The sequence below is a fragment of the Mycobacterium sp. ITM-2016-00318 genome (assembly GCF_002968285.2).
Taxonomy (GTDB): domain Bacteria; phylum Actinomycetota; class Actinomycetes; order Mycobacteriales; family Mycobacteriaceae; genus Mycobacterium.
This window is the reverse complement of record NZ_CP134400.1, coordinates 1,866,954-1,884,129: the sequence shown is the minus strand read 5'-3', so window position 1 is coordinate 1,884,129 and position 17,176 is coordinate 1,866,954. Positions and strand designations below refer to the sequence as shown.

14 protein-coding genes and 1 pseudogene are annotated in these 17,176 nt (G+C 66.3%); 10 read left to right on the top strand and 5 right to left on the bottom strand.

What is annotated here, in order from left to right; translation table 11 throughout:
- Positions 1-27: 27 nt before the first annotated feature.
- From C6A82_RS09085 to C6A82_RS09060, 6 genes are read left to right on the top strand one after another with little or no spacing between them, the layout of a single operon-like run.
- On the top strand, positions 28-873 hold the full coding sequence (locus C6A82_RS09085; RefSeq protein WP_199193669.1) for an enoyl-CoA hydratase-related protein: 846 nt from the start codon (positions 28-30) through the stop codon (positions 871-873).
- A 29-nt stretch (positions 874-902) separates the two neighbouring features.
- A complete protein-coding gene (locus C6A82_RS09080) occupies positions 903-1,715 on the top strand; it encodes an enoyl-CoA hydratase-related protein (RefSeq protein ID WP_311101756.1) in 813 nt (270 codons plus the stop codon).
- Positions 1,712-2,500, top strand: coding sequence for an enoyl-CoA hydratase/isomerase family protein (locus tag C6A82_RS09075; RefSeq protein ID WP_105342702.1), 789 nt, complete (start codon positions 1,712-1,714; stop codon positions 2,498-2,500). The genes C6A82_RS09080 and C6A82_RS09075 overlap by 4 nt, the downstream gene beginning before the upstream one ends.
- A complete protein-coding gene (locus tag C6A82_RS09070) occupies positions 2,500-3,942 on the top strand; it encodes a class I adenylate-forming enzyme family protein (RefSeq protein ID WP_105342704.1) in 1,443 nt (480 codons plus the stop codon). Before C6A82_RS09075 ends, C6A82_RS09070 begins: the two co-directional genes overlap by 1 nt.
- Complete coding sequence (locus C6A82_RS09065) at positions 3,932-5,413, top strand: class I adenylate-forming enzyme family protein (RefSeq protein WP_105342706.1); 1,482 nt, start codon at positions 3,932-3,934, stop codon at positions 5,411-5,413. Before C6A82_RS09070 ends, C6A82_RS09065 begins: the two co-directional genes overlap by 11 nt.
- The gene (locus C6A82_RS09060; protein WP_105342708.1) at positions 5,406-6,938 is read left to right on the top strand and encodes a class I adenylate-forming enzyme family protein; all 1,533 of its coding nucleotides are present in this window, start codon (positions 5,406-5,408) and stop codon (positions 6,936-6,938) included. The genes C6A82_RS09065 and C6A82_RS09060 overlap by 8 nt, the downstream gene beginning before the upstream one ends.
- A gap of 80 nt (positions 6,939-7,018) precedes the next feature.
- On the opposite strand, the gene C6A82_RS09055 is transcribed toward C6A82_RS09060, so the two are convergent.
- From C6A82_RS09055 to fabG, 4 genes are read right to left on the bottom strand one after another with little or no spacing between them, the layout of a single operon-like run.
- The gene (locus C6A82_RS09055) at positions 7,019-7,687 is read right to left on the bottom strand and encodes a GntR family transcriptional regulator (RefSeq protein WP_105342709.1); all 669 of its coding nucleotides are present in this window, start codon (positions 7,685-7,687) and stop codon (positions 7,019-7,021) included.
- A gap of 2 nt (positions 7,688-7,689) precedes the next feature.
- A complete protein-coding gene (locus tag C6A82_RS09050) occupies positions 7,690-8,883 on the bottom strand; it encodes an acyl-CoA dehydrogenase family protein (RefSeq protein WP_105342711.1) in 1,194 nt (397 codons plus the stop codon).
- Positions 8,880-10,100, bottom strand: coding sequence for an acetyl-CoA C-acetyltransferase (locus C6A82_RS09045; protein ID WP_199193632.1), 1,221 nt, complete (start codon positions 10,098-10,100; stop codon positions 8,880-8,882). The genes C6A82_RS09050 and C6A82_RS09045 overlap by 4 nt, the downstream gene beginning before the upstream one ends.
- Entirely contained in the window at positions 10,100-10,849 is a 750-nt protein-coding gene (fabG, locus tag C6A82_RS09040; RefSeq protein WP_311101755.1) for a 3-oxoacyl-ACP reductase FabG, read from the bottom strand. Before fabG ends, C6A82_RS09045 begins: the two co-directional genes overlap by 1 nt.
- 45 nt (positions 10,850-10,894) lie before the next feature.
- On the opposite strand from fabG, the gene C6A82_RS09035 reads away from it, so the two are divergent.
- Together C6A82_RS09035 and C6A82_RS09030 are read left to right on the top strand one after the other, a co-directional pair.
- The gene (locus C6A82_RS09035; protein ID WP_105343478.1) at positions 10,895-12,070 is read left to right on the top strand and encodes an acyl-CoA dehydrogenase family protein; all 1,176 of its coding nucleotides are present in this window, start codon (positions 10,895-10,897) and stop codon (positions 12,068-12,070) included.
- Positions 12,067-12,893: pseudogene (locus C6A82_RS09030) on the top strand (mycofactocin-coupled SDR family oxidoreductase). Before C6A82_RS09035 ends, C6A82_RS09030 begins: the two are co-directional and overlap by 4 nt.
- Here the strand turns inward: C6A82_RS09030 and purU are convergent.
- The gene (gene purU / locus C6A82_RS09025; protein WP_105343476.1) at positions 12,890-13,753 is read right to left on the bottom strand and encodes a formyltetrahydrofolate deformylase; all 864 of its coding nucleotides are present in this window, start codon (positions 13,751-13,753) and stop codon (positions 12,890-12,892) included. The pseudogene C6A82_RS09030 and the gene purU overlap by 4 nt on opposite strands.
- 482 nt (positions 13,754-14,235) lie before the next feature.
- On the opposite strand from purU, the gene C6A82_RS09020 reads away from it, so the two are divergent.
- On the top strand, positions 14,236-14,985 hold the full coding sequence (locus C6A82_RS09020) for a hypothetical protein (protein WP_105343474.1): 750 nt from the start codon (positions 14,236-14,238) through the stop codon (positions 14,983-14,985).
- Positions 14,982-17,144, top strand: a complete 2,163-nt coding sequence (locus C6A82_RS09015) for an Rv1355c family protein (RefSeq protein WP_105343473.1) — start codon at positions 14,982-14,984, stop codon at positions 17,142-17,144. Before C6A82_RS09020 ends, C6A82_RS09015 begins: the two co-directional genes overlap by 4 nt.
- Positions 17,145-17,176 lie beyond the last annotated feature (32 nt).

Here is a 17,176-nt window from a genome sequence, read left to right as displayed (position 1 = left end):
CAGGATAGAAATGGTTTAGCCTACTGTATGGGTATCCGTATAGGCTCGAGAAGGGACCCGGCAGTGAGTCAAGAGGTCGGCTCGGACGGCGCGGTCCGTGTGCACCTGGACGGCGCGATCCTCCGGCTCACGCTCGACCGTCCGGCTCGACGTAACTCACTGAGCCATCCGATGGTCGACACCCTCGTCGGCGCGCTGACCGAAGCGGCAGCCGACGACACGTTGCGCGCCATCCACATTCGCGGCGAGGGCGACGACTTCTGCTCGGGCGCCGACTGGGTGGCCGGCAACGCCGACGGAAAGCGGCCGCGCACCGGTGATCTTGTCCGCCGCATACCCCACACGTCGCATCGACTCGTCGAACTCGTCGGGACCATTCACCTGCCTGTGGTGTGCACGGTGCGCGGCTGGGCGGTCGGCCTCGGCTGCAACGTGGCGCTGGCCGCGGACTTCACGGTGGCCTCCAGCGACGCGGTGTTCTGGGAGCCGTTCGTGACACGAGGCTTCAGCCCTGACTCCGGCTCCACGTGGCTGCTTCCGAGACTCGTGGGATTGGCGCGGGCCAAGCGCATGCTATTGCTCGGCGAGAAGGTGACGGCATCGGACGCCGCGCAGTGGGGCCTCATCCACGACGCCGTCGATGCGTCCGTCCTCGACGCCGCCGCCGGGACGCTGCTCAGCCGGCTGGTCGAGGGCCCGACCGTCGCGATCGGCCTGGCCAAACAGGCGATTCACTACAGCCAGCACGCCACCCTCCCACAGGCGATGAACCAGGAGCTGTTCAACCTGGAACTCTCCTGCCGGACAGGAGATTTCAAAGAGGGCCTTTCGGCGTTCCGCGAGCGGCGCACGCCGGAGTTCCACGGCCGATGACCGACAACCATGCGACGAAGGGACCACCGATGGCCGTGCAGGCGTACGACACCATCAACTATGACGTCGACGGGCACAAGGCCACCATCACGCTGAATCGCCCGGAGGCCCTCAACGCGCTCAGCCCGTTCATGATCAGCGAACTGCGTGCCGCCTATGACGAGGCAGAGACCGACGACAACGTCTGGCTTCTCATCGTCACCGGAACCGGGCGGGCGTTCTGCACGGGTGCCGACGCCAAGCAGATCCCCGAGGACGGCAAGGTCATCAACGAGAAGGCCTACCTGTCGACCTACGACCAGTGGGAGGCGCCGCAGGAGGGCACGCCGCCGTTTCGCCGGATGGCCAAGCCGGTGCTTGCGGCGATCAACGGCATCTGCTGTGGCGCCGGGCTCGACTGGGTCACCACCGGTGACATCGTCATCGCGTCCGACAAGGCCACCTTCTTCGATCCGCACGTCAGCATCGGTCTGGTCGCCGGACGCGAGATGGTGCGGCTGGCACGTGTACTGCCCCGAAACGTCGCGCTGCGGATGGCGCTCGCCGGTAAGCACGAGCGAATGGACGCCCGGCGCGCGTACGAACTGGGCATGGTGAGCGAGGTAGTCGAGGACGCGCGCCTGCTCGAACGCGCACACGAGATCGCCGACATGGTGAACAGCAATGCGCCACTTGCGGTTCGAGGCACCCGGCTGGCCATCCACAAAACGCTCGACCTGCCGCTGCACGACGGCGAGATCCTCGCGGAGGCCTTCAGGGAGCGCAATCTGCATACCGAGGATTCCCTCGAAGGACCGCGGGCCTTCGTCGAAAAGCGCGCGCCGAACTGGCAGTGCCGATGAGCGAAGCCTTCGAGACCATCCTTCTCGATGTCGACGCCGACGATCGCGTCGCGACCATCACATTGAACCGGCCCGACGTACTCAACGCGTTCAACCGGACGATGTGCGAGGAGATGGCGCGCGCATGGCGGATCGTGAAACACGACGAGTCGGTCAACGCAGTGGTGCTGCGCGCAGCGGGTGATCGGGCCTTCAGCGCGGGCCTCGACGTGAAATCGTCCTACGGCCAACCCGACAACGTCTGGAACCACGAGGATCCCGGCGAGGCGCTCAGCCCCAAGTGGCAAAAGATGTGGAAGCCGGTCGTCTGCGCCGTCAACGGCATCTGCACCGCCGGTGCTTTCTACTTCGTCAACGAAGCCGATGTGGTCATCTGTTCGGACGACGCTACGTTCTTCGACTCGCACGTTTCCGCAGGCCTGGTATGCGCGCTCGAACCGATCGGCATGATGCGACGAATCGGTCTTGCCGAAGCCCTGCGAATCGCGTTGATGGGCAACGACGAGAGAGTCGCCGCCGACACGGCGTTGCGCATCGGGCTGGTAACCGAGGTCGTAGCGCGCAGCCGGCTGTGGGGGCGCGCGCACGCCATCGCGGCAACGATCGCCACCAAACCGCCGTCGGCGACACAGGGCACCGTGAAGGCGATCTGGGAGTCGCTGGACAAGCCGTACCGCGCGGCAATGGAGCAGAACCTCATCTATACCAGGCTCGGCAACCCGATCGGCACCGCCGAGCTCGCGCAGCAGGGCGGGCCGGTGAAGGCCGAGCCGAGGATCCGGTGATGACCGGCCACCCGTTGAGCCAACGAATCACGGCCGTGCTCGCCCTTGCGCCCGGCGCGTCCGCCGTCGAGTACGACGGTCACTGGTCCAGCTACGGGGACCTCGCGACCCTCGCTCGACGGATCGCAGCGGTGGTCGACGGCCGTGGCCAGGTCGGCATGCTGCTGCGCAACCGGCCGGCGCATATCGCCGCACTCCTCGGCGTGCTGCTGGCCGGCGGATCGGTGGTCGTCATCAACCCGTCCCGCGGCGACGACCGCACGAAGGCCGACATCGCCGCGCTGGACCTACCGGTGTTGATCGGCGCCGCCGATGATCTTCTTACGTTGGTGGGCAGCGGATCCGGGTCGACCGTCGTCTCGATCTCGACGCTCGCCGCCGAGCCGCAGGAGATGGAGGCCGGCAGGGGCCACGACGCCGTCCGCCCCGGTGTCGCGGTGCGCATGTTGACCAGCGGAACGACCGGACCGCCGAAACGCATCGACCTCACCTACGACATGCTGGCGCACAGCGTGCTGGGCCCGAAGCCGGCCAGCTCGAAGGCGCCCGCAGAGGTCCGCTCCGGCGTCGCGATCGTCAACGCACCGCTGGTGCACATCGGCGGCGTGTTCCGGGTCCTGCAATGCGTCGCTGAGGCACGGCCGTTCGCGCTGCTCGACCGGTTCGACCTCGACACGTGGGTCGACGCTGTGCGCAGGCATCGCCCCAGGGCGGTATCCCTTGTGCCCGCCGCACTGCGAACGGTGTTGCACTCCGCGTTGCGACGCGAAGACCTCGACAGCATCCGCGCCGTCACCTCGGGCACCGCGCCGTTGTCAGCCGACGACGCCGATGCCTTTCAGGAGAAGTTCGGGATCCCCGTGCTGACGTCCTATGCTGCAACGGAGTTCGGTGGCGGCGTCGCCGGCTGGACGCTGGCCGATCACCAGAAGCACTGGCAGGCCAAACGGGGCAGCGTCGGACGCGCAAACCCGGGCGCACAGCTGCGGGTGGTCGACGATGCCGGCAACCCGCTTGGCCCCGATCAACCCGGGCTGCTCGAGGTCAAACCGGGCCAGCTGGGTCCGTCGGCGGAGTGGATCCGAACGACCGACTTGGCGCGCATCGACGAAGACGGTTTCCTGTGGATCCTCGGGCGCGCCGATCAGGCCATCATCCGCGGCGGCTTCAAAGTGATACCCGACGAGGTGCGCGCGGCGCTGGAAAGCCACCCCGCGGTGCAGGGCGCCGCCGTGGTGGGCAGACCCGACGAACGGCTCGGCGAGACACCGGTCGCGGTGGTCGAGCTGAGGAACGGCACCTCAGCCAAACCCGCCGAGCTGGCGGAGTACCTGAGGAACCGGCTGGCGCGCTATGAGATTCCCACCGAGATCACGATCGTGGACACGATCCCCCGCACGCCGTCCGGCAAGCCCGATCTGAGCGCCATCCGTGCCCGCTGAAACCGAGACCATCGCCGGGCTTGTGCGGCGGCAAGCAGAAGCGCGGGGTTCCCATCCGCTGCTCGTCTGCGACGACGACCGGCTCAGCTATGCGGAGGCGCAGCGCCGCTCGACCGACCTCGCCCGAGGGCTGGTCGCCCTCGGTGCGGGCAAGGGCACACACGTCGGCCTGCTGCACCCGAACGGGTCGGACTTCGTGGTCGGGTTGTTGGCGATCGCCAGGATCGGGGCGGTGGTGGTTCCCTTCACCACGTTCGCAACTGCCCCGGAGCTGCGGGAGCAACTGGTTCACAGCGATGTCACGATTCTGCTCGCCACCTCGTCATACCGCGGAAACGACTTCGCGCAGCGGCTGTCTGATATCCGCGAGTCTGCCCCGCTGCTACGCCATGCGCTGTTCGATACGCTTCCGCCGCCGGGGATCGACGAGACGCTCCTGACAGCGCTGGAGGCGGACGTCGACGGATCCGACCCGCTGGCGATCGTCTACACGTCGGGTTCGACCGCCGCCCCCAAGGGCGTGCTGCACACCCAGGGTGCGCTGCTCGAACATCAGCGCAATCTGAACACCATTCGCGGCCTGACCGCACACGACATCCTGTTCTGCAACTCGCCCTTCTTCTGGATCGGCGGGCTCGCCTTCGGCCTGCTCGCCACCCTGGTAGCCGGATCGACGCTGGTGTGCTCGAACGCCACCGAGGCATACAGGACACTCGATCTCCTCGAGGCGCAACGGCCGACCATGACGAACGGATTCGTCGCGGGCATCGCCCATCTGGCCCGCGATCCCCACCTCGAGATGCGTGACCTGTCGTCGATGCGGCGCGGCAATCTCTATCCCGTCATGGCACCCGAGGTGCGCCCCCGCGATCCCGAACTACGGCACAACATGCTGGGGCTGACCGAGGCGGGCGGTGTCGTGCTGATCAGCGGAGACGAATCCGACCAGCCCGAACACCGCCGAGGATCGTTCGGCAAGCCCGCGCCGGGGTTCGAGACACAGATCGACGAGCACGGCGAGCTGTGCATCCGGGGGCCGTACGTGATGCAGCGCTACCACAAGCGCAGCCGCGAGGAATGCTTCGACGCCGACGGCTGGTTTGACACAGGTGATCTCGTGCGCGTCGACGCCGACGGCTTCTATTACTTCGTAGGTAGACGCGGATCGATGATCAAGACCGCGGGCGCCAACGTCGCACCCGCTGAGGTGGAGAAAGCGCTCGTCCGGATCAGCGGCGGCGCGACGGCGTACGCGTTCGGGATACCCGACTCCGATCGCGGAGAGGCTGTCGTCGCGGTGATCGCCACCGACGACCCCATCGACGAGGCCTCGCTGCAAAACGCGCTGAAGCGAGAACTCTCCGCCTACAAGATCCCGAAGCGGATCGTCGCGGTTCCTCCCGCACAGATTCCCGCACTGTCCAGCGGCAAGGTCGATATGAAAAGGCTTGCGGCGATGTTCGATGGCTGAGGCACCGACGACGATCGACGAACTACTCCGGCACCGCGCCATCGAGCACCCGGACAAGCCGATGGTCATCGACCAGACCGACCGCCTGACCTTCGCCGCACTCGACGCCTCGACGCGCACCGTGGCGGCCTCGTTCCTGGAAGCAGGCGTCACCAAGGGCACCAGGGTCGGACTGATCATGCCCAACGGTGCCCGCTGGGTGCAGACAGCGCTGGCGCTCAGCCGCATCGGCGCCGTGCTGGTACCGCTGAGCACGCTGCTGGCACCGCGCGAGCTGGTCGCCCAGCTTCGGGTCGCCTCTGTGCAGTACCTGGTTGCCGTCGACGAGTTCCGCGGTCACCGCTACATCGACGAGCTGAGGACAGCATGCCGATTACCGACGGATCTGCCTGCACTGCGCGCTGTTTCGACACCTGACGAATTGCCGCAGGCCACCGTCACCGACTCCATCGACGCCGTCAGCGCGACCGTGACGGCGGCAGACACGTTGGTCATCATGTTCACCTCGGGCAGCAGCGGACCACCGAAGGGCGTCATCCACTCGCACGGCAATGCGCTGAGCGCCGTCCAGTCCGGCCTTGCGGCCAGGTGCATCAACGCCGAGACGCGCCTGTACCTGCCGATGCCGTTCTTCTGGGTCGGCGGTTTCGGCAGCGGCATCCTGTCGGCGCTGCTCGCAGGTGCGACGCTGGTCACCGAGGAGATCCCCCGACCCGAGACCACGTTGCGCCTGCTGGAGCGCGAGCGGGTCTCGTTGTTCCGCGGTTGGCCGGATCAGGCCGAAGCGCTTGCCAGGCAGGCGGAGTCGATCGGCGCCGACCTCTCTGCACTGCGACCGGGCAGTCTGGAGGCGCTGCTGCCACCAGACCGGCGGGCGGCGCCCGGCGCGCGGGCCAAGCTGTTCGGCATGACCGAGGCGTTCGGGCCCTACTGCGGCTACCGTGCCGACACCGATATGCCGAAATCGGCATGGGGATCCTGCGGTAAGCCGTTCGACGGCACCGAGGTACGCATCGTCGACACCGACGACGGCTCACCCCTGCCCGCTGAAACGATCGGCATGATCGCGATCCGCGGACCGAACACACTGCGCGGCATCTGCCGCCGCAGCCGTGAAGAGGTGTTCACCGCCGATGGCTGGTATCCCACAGGCGATCTCGGCCACCTCGACGAGGACGGCTTCATGTTCTACCACGGCAGAACCGACGACATGTTCAAGGTGAGCGGTGCCACCGTCTATCCCACCGAAGTCGAGCATGCGCTCCGCAGCATCGACGGTGTCCGAAACGCCTTCGTCACCGATGTGACCGGGCAGGTGGGCGCCGCGGTGGTCGGCGATGGTCCCATCGATCGACTTCGAACGTCGGTGCGAAAGCTGTTGAGCTCGTTCAAAGTACCGACGATCTGGCTGCTCGTCGACTCCGATGACGTGATACCCCGCGGCGCAACTGGAAAGGTCGACGTCGCGGCGCTCAGACAGATGCTGGCCACTCAACAGGCGCGGTCACCAGAGGCCGACCGCTGAGGGTCGCTTCCTCTGCGCGAGCAGACGCAAAAGGACCCCTAACGCCACGGTTTCGGGTACTTTTGCGTCTTCTCGCGGGGTTAGGTGACAACCCCCCGCTGCTCGAGGTGATCGATCAACGGTTTCGCACCCGCCGAGAGATGCTCTGACATCGCGGCCCGCGCCTGCTCTGCATCACGCTTGGCGAGCGCCGCGACCACCCTGCGGTGGTCGCGCATCGACCGCTTCGGCCACCCTTCGACGGTCGGGAACACCGATTCCGGCGCGTAGCGGGTTATTTGGGACATCAGCTGAGCCAACTTCGGCGAATCGGCGGCGACGTTGATCGCACGATGGAAGTCATGGTTGAGCCGCACCGCCCGCTCATGATCGTCGCCGGCGTAGGCGCCCTCCAGCTGCAACTGGATCGACTCGAGCTCACACACCTGCTCGTCGGTGATGTTCGCGGCCGCCCTCGCGGCCAGCTCTCCCCCGATGTGCGCCTGCACATCCGATACGTCGGTGATATCGCGCCGGGTCACCGGCAGCACCACGAACCCGCGGTGCAGCTTCTGGTCCAGCAGGCCCTCGGCGCGCAACTGAAAGAGCGCCTCACGAACGGGTGTGACGCTGATGCCCAGCTCCGCCGCCAACTGGTCGAGCCGTACGAAGGAGCCCGCCGCGTAGGCACCGTCGAAGATCCGGTTGCGCACGAACCGTGCCACCGCTTCGGAAAGCTGTGGGCGGGTGGCGAACTCCGGAACGGCCACGGTCAGATCCGATAGTCGGCGAGCAGTCGCTTGCTGATGATGTTCTTCTGGATCTCGCTGGTGCCCTCGCCGATCAACAGGAACGGGGCATCGCGCATCAGCCGTTCGATCTCGTACTCCTTGGAGTAGCCGTAGCCGCCGTGAATGCGGAAGCTCTGCTGGGTGACCTCGGAGCAGAACTCGCTTGCCAGGTACTTGGCCATCCCCGCCGCGACATCGTTGCGTTCACCGGAGTCCTTGAGGCGGGCCGCGTTCACCATCATCAGGTGCGCGGCTTCCACTTTCGTCGCCATCTCGGCCAGCTGGAACGCGATCGCCTGATGCTCGGCGATCGGCTTGCCGAAGGTCTGGCGCTGCTGCGCGTACCGGACTGCGAGCTCGAACGCGCGGATGCCGACGCCGCACGCCCTCGCCGACACGTTCACCCGGCCGACCTCGATGCCGTCCATCATCTGGAAGAAACCCTGCCCCGGTGACTCGCCGAGGATGTCGTCGCCGTTAGCGACGTAGCCGTCGAAAATCATCTCGGTGGTGTCGATGCCCTTGTATCCGAGCTTGTCGATCTTGCCGGGGATCACCAGCCCGGGTGCGACCTCGCCGAAGCCGGTCGGCTTCTCGACGAGGAAGGCGGTCAGATTGCGGTGTGGCTTCTCCGCACCTTCGTCCGTGCGCACCAATACCGCCACCAGGGTGGAGCTTCCACCGTTGGTGAGCCACATCTTCTGGCCGTCGATGGTGTAGGTGCCATCGTCGTTGCGCTTGGCCCGCGTGCGTATCGCGGCCACGTCAGAACCGAGTTCAGGTTCCGACATCGAGAACGCGCCCCGCGTCTCACCGGTGGCCATCCGCGGCAGGAAGCGCTTTTTCTGCTCGTCGGTGCCGTGCTGGCGCAACATGTAGGCAACGATGAAGTGGGTGTTGATCACGCCGGAAACGCTCATCCAGCCGCGGGCGAGTTCCTCGACGCAGAGCGCGTAGGTCAGCAGCGACTCGCCAAGCCCGCCGTACTCCTCGGGAATCATCAAGCCGAACAGACCCATTTCGCGCATCTGGTCGACGATGTCCTGCGGATAGGTATCGGCGTGCTCGAGCTCCTGCGCGTTGGGGATGACCTCCTTGTCGACAAATCGCCGCACGTTGGCGAGGATCTCGGTCTGAAACTCCGTCAGCCCGAGCGTCTGCGCGATTCTGCTCATGCCCCAACCCTCTCGAACACCGCCGCCAGGCCCTGCCCGCCGCCGATACACATCGTTTCCAAGCCGTAGCGCGCCTCGCGCCGGTTCAGCTCCCTCGCCAGCGTCGCGAGCATCCGGCCGCCGGTCGCGCCGACCGGGTGGCCGAGCGAGATCCCGGAGCCGTGCACGTTCGTGCGTTCACGGTCGGCGTCGGAGAAACCCCACTCCCGCATCACGGCCAGTGCCTGCGCCGCGAACGCCTCGTTCAACTCGATCAGGTCGATGTCGCTGAGCTGCAGACCCGCCTTGCCGAGCGCGACCTCGGTCGACGGAACCGGACCGATGCCCATGATGTTCGGCGCCACCCCGGCAGAACCCCACGAGACGAGACGGACCAACGGGTCCAGACCGAGTTCGGCCGCCGTCTCCGGCGTCGTCACGATGCACATGGAGGCGGCGTCGTTCTGTCCGCTGGCATTGCCCGCAGTGACCGTTGCCTCCGGATCGCTCTTTCCCAGAACGGGTTTCAACATCGCCAGCGACTCGACGGAGGTGTCGGCACGGGGATGCTCGTCGGTGTCGATGATCTGCTCACCCTGCCGTGTGCGTACTGATACGGGAATGATCTCCTCGGCGAGGATGCCGTCCTTCTGCGCGGTGACGGCTCGCTGATGCGAGGCAACCGCGAGTTCGTCCTGCTCCTGCCGTGAGATGCCGTACTGGCGGCGCAGATTCTCGGCGGTTTCCAACATGCCGCCGGGGACCGGATAGTGCTGTCCGCCCGCGGTCGTGCGGCCACGCGCGAGCGCGTCGTGCACCGTGACGCCGGTTCGGCCCCCGCCCCAACGCATATCGGTGGAGTAGAAGGCGACGTTGGTCATGCTCTCCGCGCCGCCTGCGATGACGAGGTCGTTGTCGCCGCTGCTCACCTGAAGGCACGCCTGGATCACGGCCTGTAGGCCCGATCCGCAGCGGCGGTCGACCTGCATACCGGGCACGGTGACGGGCAGGCCTGCGTCCAGGGCGACCACGCGGCCGATGGCCGGCGCCTCGCTGTTCGGGTAGCAGTGGCCGAGGATCACGTCCTGCACCGCCTCGGGTGGGACTCCGGTTCGCGCGAGCAGTCCCTTGAGTGCCGTCACCCCGAGGTCGACGGCGGTCAGCGACGCGAACATGCCGCCGTAGCGACCGATCGGTGTGCGCACCGGTTCGCAGATCACCACCTCGCGTGCGCGCATCAGATATGCCTCCCACCGGTGACCTCGAGAACGGTGCCGGTCATGTACGACGACAGATCGCTGGCCAGGAACAGGGCCACCTTCGCCACCTCGGCGGGTTCGCCTGCCCGGCCCATCGGCACCTCCGCCAGCTTCTGGTCCCAAATGTGTGGCGGCATGGCCTCTGTCATCGCTGACCGGATCAGGCCGGGTTGGATTGCGTTCACCCGCACCCCGAGATGGGCGAGTTCCTTCGCGGCGGCCTTGGTCATGCCGACGATGCCCGCCTTGGCTGCCGAGTAGTTCGTCTGGCCGACCAGGCCGACCTTGCCGGAGATCGAGGACATGTTCACGATTGCTCCGCGCTGGTTCTCACGCATGATCGCGGCGGCCGCCTTGGTGCCGTTCCACGTGCCCTTCAGGTGCACGGCGATCACTTCGTCGAACTGCTGCTCGGTCATCTTGCGCAGCGTCGCGTCACGGGTGATGCCCGCGTTGTTCACCATGATGTCGAGTCCGCCGAAGTGTTCGACCGCCGCGGCGACAAGCGCGTCGACCTCGTCGGCCTTCGTGACGTCGCACCGCACCGCCAGCGTGGCGTCGTTGCCGAGGCGTTCGGCTGCGGCCTCCGTCGCGGCGAGGTCGAGGTCGCCGAGCACCACCTGTGCGCCTTCGGCGACGAAGCGCTCGGCGATCGCATATCCCAAGCCCTGCGCACCGCCGGTGACGACCGCCGTCTGATCTGTCAGCAATGACACCTGATCACCCATCCTCGGTTAATTGGCGACATCATATTTCATATATGATTCCGCCTCATGACCGCCACCGCCCAAGTCAGCGATGAGGACTTCCAGGAGATCCTGGCCCAGACCCGCCACTTCGTCCGTAGCGCAGTAGTGCCGCGCGAGCAGGAAATCCTCGCAGGCGACCGGGTCCCCGACGACCTTCGTGAGCAGGCCGCCAAAATGGGCCTGTTCGGCTACGCGATTCCGCAGGAGTGGGGCGGCCTCGGCCTCAACCTGGCCCAGGATGTCGAGCTGGCGATGGAGCTCGGGTACACATCGCTCGCGCTGCGGTCGATGTTCGGCACCAACAACGGCATCGCCGGTCAGGTGCTCGTGGGATTCGGTACCGAGCAGCAAAAGGCCGACTGGCTCGAGCGGTTGGCCACCGGCGAAGTGGCGTCGTTCGCATTGACCGAGCCCGGCGCCGGATCGAATCCGTCGGGTCTGCGCACGAAGGCGGTTCGTGACGGTTCACATGACGACGCGGGCTGGATCATCAACGGCGACAAGCGTTTCATCACGAACGCACCGATCGCGGACCTCTTTGTCGTCTTCGCGCGCAGCAGGCCGGCCGATGACAACGGACCCGGCATCGCGGTCTTTCTCGTGCCCGCGGACACGCCAGGCGTCCAGGTCGGCGTGAAGGACGCCAAGATGGGCCAGGAGGGTGCGTGGACTGCTGACGTCGCCTTCACCGATGTCAGGGTCCCCGCGGGCGCACTCATCGGCGGCAGTGAGGACATCGGCTACCGGGCGGCGATGACGTCACTCGCCCGCGGCCGCGTTCACATCGCCGCGCTGGCGGTCGGCATCGCCCAGCGCGCGCTCGATGAATCGGTCGGCTACGCCGCCACCGCCACGCAGGGCGGGAAGCCGATCGGCAGCTTCCAGCTGGTGCAGGCGATGCTCGCCGACCAGCAGACCGGCGTGCTGGCCGGACGCGCGCTCGTCCGCGACACCGCGCGGCTGTGGCTCACCGGTGAAGACCGCAGGATCGCGCCGTCGGCGGCGAAGTTGTTCTGCACCGAAATGGCTGGAAAGGTGGCCGATCTCGCGGTTCAGGTGCACGGCGGCAGCGGCTATATGCGCGACGTCCCGGTGGAGCGGATCTACCGCGATGTCCGGCTGTTGCGGCTCTACGAGGGCACTAGCGAGATCCAGCGGCTCATCATCGGGGGCAATCTGGTCAAGGGCGCACAATCGTGACCGGCAGACTGGAGGGCAAGGTCGCCTTCATCACCGGCGCCGCGAGGGGTCAGGGTCGCGCCCACGCCGTCCGGCTGGCTTCCGACGGCGCCGACATCATCGCGATCGATCTCGCGGACAAACTGCCGGCGTGTGCTCCGTATCCCTCTGCGACACGGGAGGATCTGGACGAGACGGCCCGGCTCGTCGAAGGCACGGGGCGTCGCATCGTCACCTCCGCCGTCGACACCCGCGACCTTGACGGCATGTGCAAAGCCGTAAACACCGGTGTCGCCGAATTCGGCCGACTCGACGTCATCGTCGCCAACGCCGGCATCTCCGCCCCAGCCGCGTGGAATGCGATCACGCCGGAGGCGTTTCGCGACGTGATGGACATCAACGTGACCGGCACGTGGAACACGGTGATGGCCGGTGCTCAGACCATCATCGACGGCGGCCGGGGTGGTTCGATCGTCCTCATCGGCTCCGCTGCCGGAGTGAAGCTGCAGCCGTTCATGATTCACTACACCGCCAGCAAGCATGCCGTCACCGGCATGGCACGGGCGTTCGCCGCCGAGCTGGGGAAGTATTCGATTCGGGTGAACAGCGTCCACCCGGGGCCCGTGGTCACCGAGATGGGTTCCGAGGGGTGGTCGCGGCGATCGCGAAGGCCGCCGAGTCCCACGGCAACCAGTCGCTGATGAACATGCTGACTCCGTTTCTGCCGAGCTGGGTGGCACAGCCGGAGGACATCGCAGCCGCGGTAGCCTGGCTGTCCTCCGAGGACTCGAAACTGGTCACCGCACAGGAGATATCGGTGGATCAGGGGTCGACGCGGTACTAGAACACGACCGTCTGGTTGCCGTACCGGATGATGCGGTCCTGGCAGTGCCACAGGACCGCCCGTGAAAGCACCACCCGCTCCACATCCGCGCCGAGCCGGGTCAGGTCTTCGACGGAATGCCGGTGGTCGACGCGCACCACGTCCTGTTCGATGATCGGCCCGTCGTCGAGTTCTTCGGTGACGTAGTGCGCGGTCGCCCCCACCAGTTTCACCCCCCGCTCCTTGGCCCGCCGGTACGGCGCCGCTCCGATGAACGCGGGCAGAAACGAGTGGTGGATGTTGATCAGGGGGCAGCCAACGTTCGACAAGAAGTCGTGCGTGAGGATCTGCATGTAGCGTGCCAACACCACCAGATCGGCGTTGCCGCGCAGCAGGTCCAGGTGACGTTGCTCGGCGTCCGCGCGGTTGTCTTTCGTCGCCGGGACGTGAATGAACGGCACGCCGAAAGGCCGGACCTGTTCGGCAAGATCGGGGTGGTTGGAGACCACCATCGACACCGACATGTCCAGCTCCCCGCGCCGGTTGCGCCATAGCAGATCGAGAAGGCAGTGGTCCTCTTTGGAAGCCAGGATCGCGACACGTTTCGGCTTGGCCGCCTCCGTCAGCCGGAAATCCATGTCGAACCGGCTGGCGACGTCCTGCGCGAAATCGCGTTCCAGCCCGTCGCGCGCTGCCGTGAGACCTGGCAGATGAAAAATCGTCCTCTGCATGAAAGTGCCGCCGGACTGTTCTGTCGCATGTTGGTCGAGCGAAACGATATTGGCGCCTGCCCTGGCCAGAAAGCTGCTCACCGCGGCTACCAATCCGGGGCGGTCCGCACACCGAAGGAGGAGCCGGCCGAGATCCGTTCGGGTGGACATCCCCTCAATCCTCCCTAGTCGGGTTCATCACATCCGGACTGCTTCAGGGTCTCATTCCGGCGATCTTCGGGCGGCCGACTGCGGCGGAAAGGCCCGCTGCGCGATGGCGCCGTCCTCCGGGAGCGCTCGCTGCCGCGTCATCGGGTCAACCGGGCCCAGACATGGCCTTGATTTACGGCAACGTAATGCATCGACGTCAGTTTCGGGAAGGAGTTCGCAGAACACAGCGGACACTCCTGGTTTATCTGCGGTTATTGACCAATGCGACAGTAGCTTAGCTATTTCGCGCGTCAATTTCCGCAAACAACATAGCCGATCGAGTAAATATTTGCCGGACAAGATCGCCTCGCTAGCTGGAATAACGGTCTTGGTAAGAGCAATACTCAAAGCCTGGGTATTCATATAGACCGCATGTGAATACCTCCCCGACAACCGCGACTTCTCCACGATTTGATCGCCATTGCCCGACCGATGGGACAAGAATGACCGTTCCTCTGCTGCGCGAGAACCGCCCGGAATTCACCGTTCGGCTCGACGAGGGAATCAGATGGTTCGATTCCGACACAAGCTGCACGGTGGTCGTCTCCACACCTTCGGCCGACGCTGGACTATGGGCCGAGTTCATCGAAGGTGCTGCACGCAGCTACCACAAGCACGGAATCGAACCGGCGCTCGACATGGACTCGCTGCTCGACGAGACGAATACCCAATTGTTCCACGCGGTCGTCAACGACGCGGGCGAAGTCATGGGTGGCATTCGCGCCAAGGGCCCACTCGGTTCGCCCGAGGAATCTCACGCAGTTGTGGAATGGGCCGACCGGCCGGGGCTGTCCACCGTGTACAAGATGCTGTCCGACCGGCTGCCGTTCGGAGTCGTGGAGATGAAGACCGCCTGGATGACCGACGATCAGAGCCGAAGCCGTGCGCTCGGCAGCACGCTGGCGCGTATGCCGTTCGTCACCATGGCGCTGCTGGCCGCGCAGTTCGTCGTCGCGACGGCGGGCTCGCACGTACTCAACCGCTGGCGCACGTCGGGCGGTGTAGTGGCGACGAAGGTTCCTGCGACGCCATATCCCGACGACCGTTACCGTACGAAGATGATGTGGTGGGATCGCAGCACCTTCACCAACGACGCGGCGCCTGAGCAGGTTTCGAAGATCTTCAACGAAATGGCCATCCTTGCGCGTCAGCTCGACCATGTCGGTGCTCGGGCGCTCGGAAGCGGCCTGTGACCCCAGGCGGCGGCGCCCCCTTCACCGCAACGGTCCTTGTTGAGACCGATCCGCGCGATCATCAACTGCTGGCGGAGTTGCAGACAGACTCCGGCATCGAACTCATCGACAGATGGGATGAGCAGCGCAATGAACTGCGCGCGCTGCGCCCTCCGGCGGCGTCTGCGATGCTTGCAGAACCCAAAGCCTGGGCCTATTACCCGTGGCGGCGAACCGTCACGAGCATCCTCGGACCGCTCGGCTTCCGCGAGGTGCGACTCAACCGCAATCGCAATCTGATCACCGCCGACGAGCAGGCAGAACTCGGCAGGCTGCGGGTAGGCGTCGTCGGGCTCAGCGTGGGCCACGCCATCGCCCACCTCCTGGCACAGGAGGGCTTGTGCGGGGGACTGCGCCTCGCCGACTTCGATGAGCTGGAGTTGTCGAATCTCAACCGCGTGCCCGCGACAGTGTTCGACCTCGGCACGAACAAGGCGATCGTGGCAGCACGACGGATCGCGGAGGTCGATCCGTATCTCCCGGTCGAAGTGTTCGACCGGGGCATCATGACCGGATCGGTCGACCGGTTCCTCGACGGTGTCGACGTCCTCGTGGAGGAATGCGATTCACTCGACACCAAGGTGCTTGTTCGGCAGGTCGCACGCACCCAGGGCATCCCGGTGCTGATGGCCACCGGCGACCGCGGCACGCTTGACGTCGAACGGTTCGACCAAGAGCCGGACCGGCAGATTCTGCACGGCCTGCTCGGCGACCTGGACTTCGCCGATCTCACCGGCCTGCCGAGCGAGGACAAGGTGCCCTACGCGCTGCGGATGATGGACGGCGCGCAGCTGTCGCCACGGATGGCCGCGTCCCTCATCGAGGTCGGAACCAGCCTGGCGACTTGGCCTCAACGGGCGGCCGAGGTCACCCAGAGCGCTGCCCTGATAGCCGAGGGCGTCCGGCGGATTGGTCTGGGCGAGGAGTTGAGATCGGGACGGGTGCGCGTCGACATCAACGGCCGCCTCGACACGATCAGTGAGCCGGGAAAACCCGATCAGGCCCTCGACGCCGCCGCGGACTGCCTCGACGACTTGGCACCGGTCGATTCGGTCGCACGCGCGGTCGCGGCCGCAGCGCGTGCACCGTCAGGCGGAAACGCCCAGCCCTGGCGTATTTCGGCGACCGATGAGGCCATCACCATCGCGCTCTCGCCGGAGTGCACATCGACGATGGACGTCGGACACCGCGCGAGTGCTGTCGCGGTCGGCGCTGCGACCTTCAACACCCGGGTCTCCGCTGCCGCGGACGGGATCCTCGGACCGGTGACGATCGAACCCGGGGACGGGTCGTGCCCGCTGCGGGCGGTACTGCGGCTCGGCGGAGACTCCGATCCCGACCTGGCCGTGCTGTATGACGCGATGCTGGCCAGAGAAACGAACCGCCACCACGGCAAGCAGGTCTCGTTACCCGACGACGTCGTCGAAACCCTCCATGGCGCCGCGCAACGCCAGGGCGCCCGCCTGCGTCTGCTGACCGCCTCCGATGAAGTGGCCGAGGCGGCGGACCTTCTGTCCGAATCCGATCGCGTCCGGTATCTGACCCCGCGACTACACACCGAGATGATCTCGGAGGTGCGCTTCCCCGGAGACCCTGGCCAGGACTCCGGAATCGACGTCGCCAGCCTCGAGTTGCCCCCCGCCGACCTGGTCAAGCTGGACGTGCTGCGACGCTCCGATGTGATGGCCCGCCTCGGCGAGTGGGGCCTTGGCGCGGCGCTGGGCTTCGACACCCGGGACCGCGTCCTGGCCAGTGCGTGCCTTGCGGTGGTGTCGACGACCGGCGCGGCGCTAACCGACTACGCACGTGCGGGGGGCGCCGTCGAAGCGGTCTGGGTGGTCGCTCAGAAGCACGGCCTCGCGGTGCAGCCGGTGTCGCCGGTCTTCCTCTACGCCCACGACGACACGGACCTGGAGACGCTGTCGCCGGCCTATGCGCCGACGCTGAAGCGGCTTCAGACGCAGTTCCGCGCACTATCAGCTATCGAGGCCGACGAATCGGTGGCGCTGGTGCTCAGGCTCGCTGACGCGCCCGCCACGTCTGTGAGGAGCCAGCGTCGAGCCATCGATACCAGTAGTCTTTCGCATAACAGCAGACCCAGGAGCAAACGTGGCTCGTAGCCTGGACGAAGTCGTCACCGCCGTCGCGACCG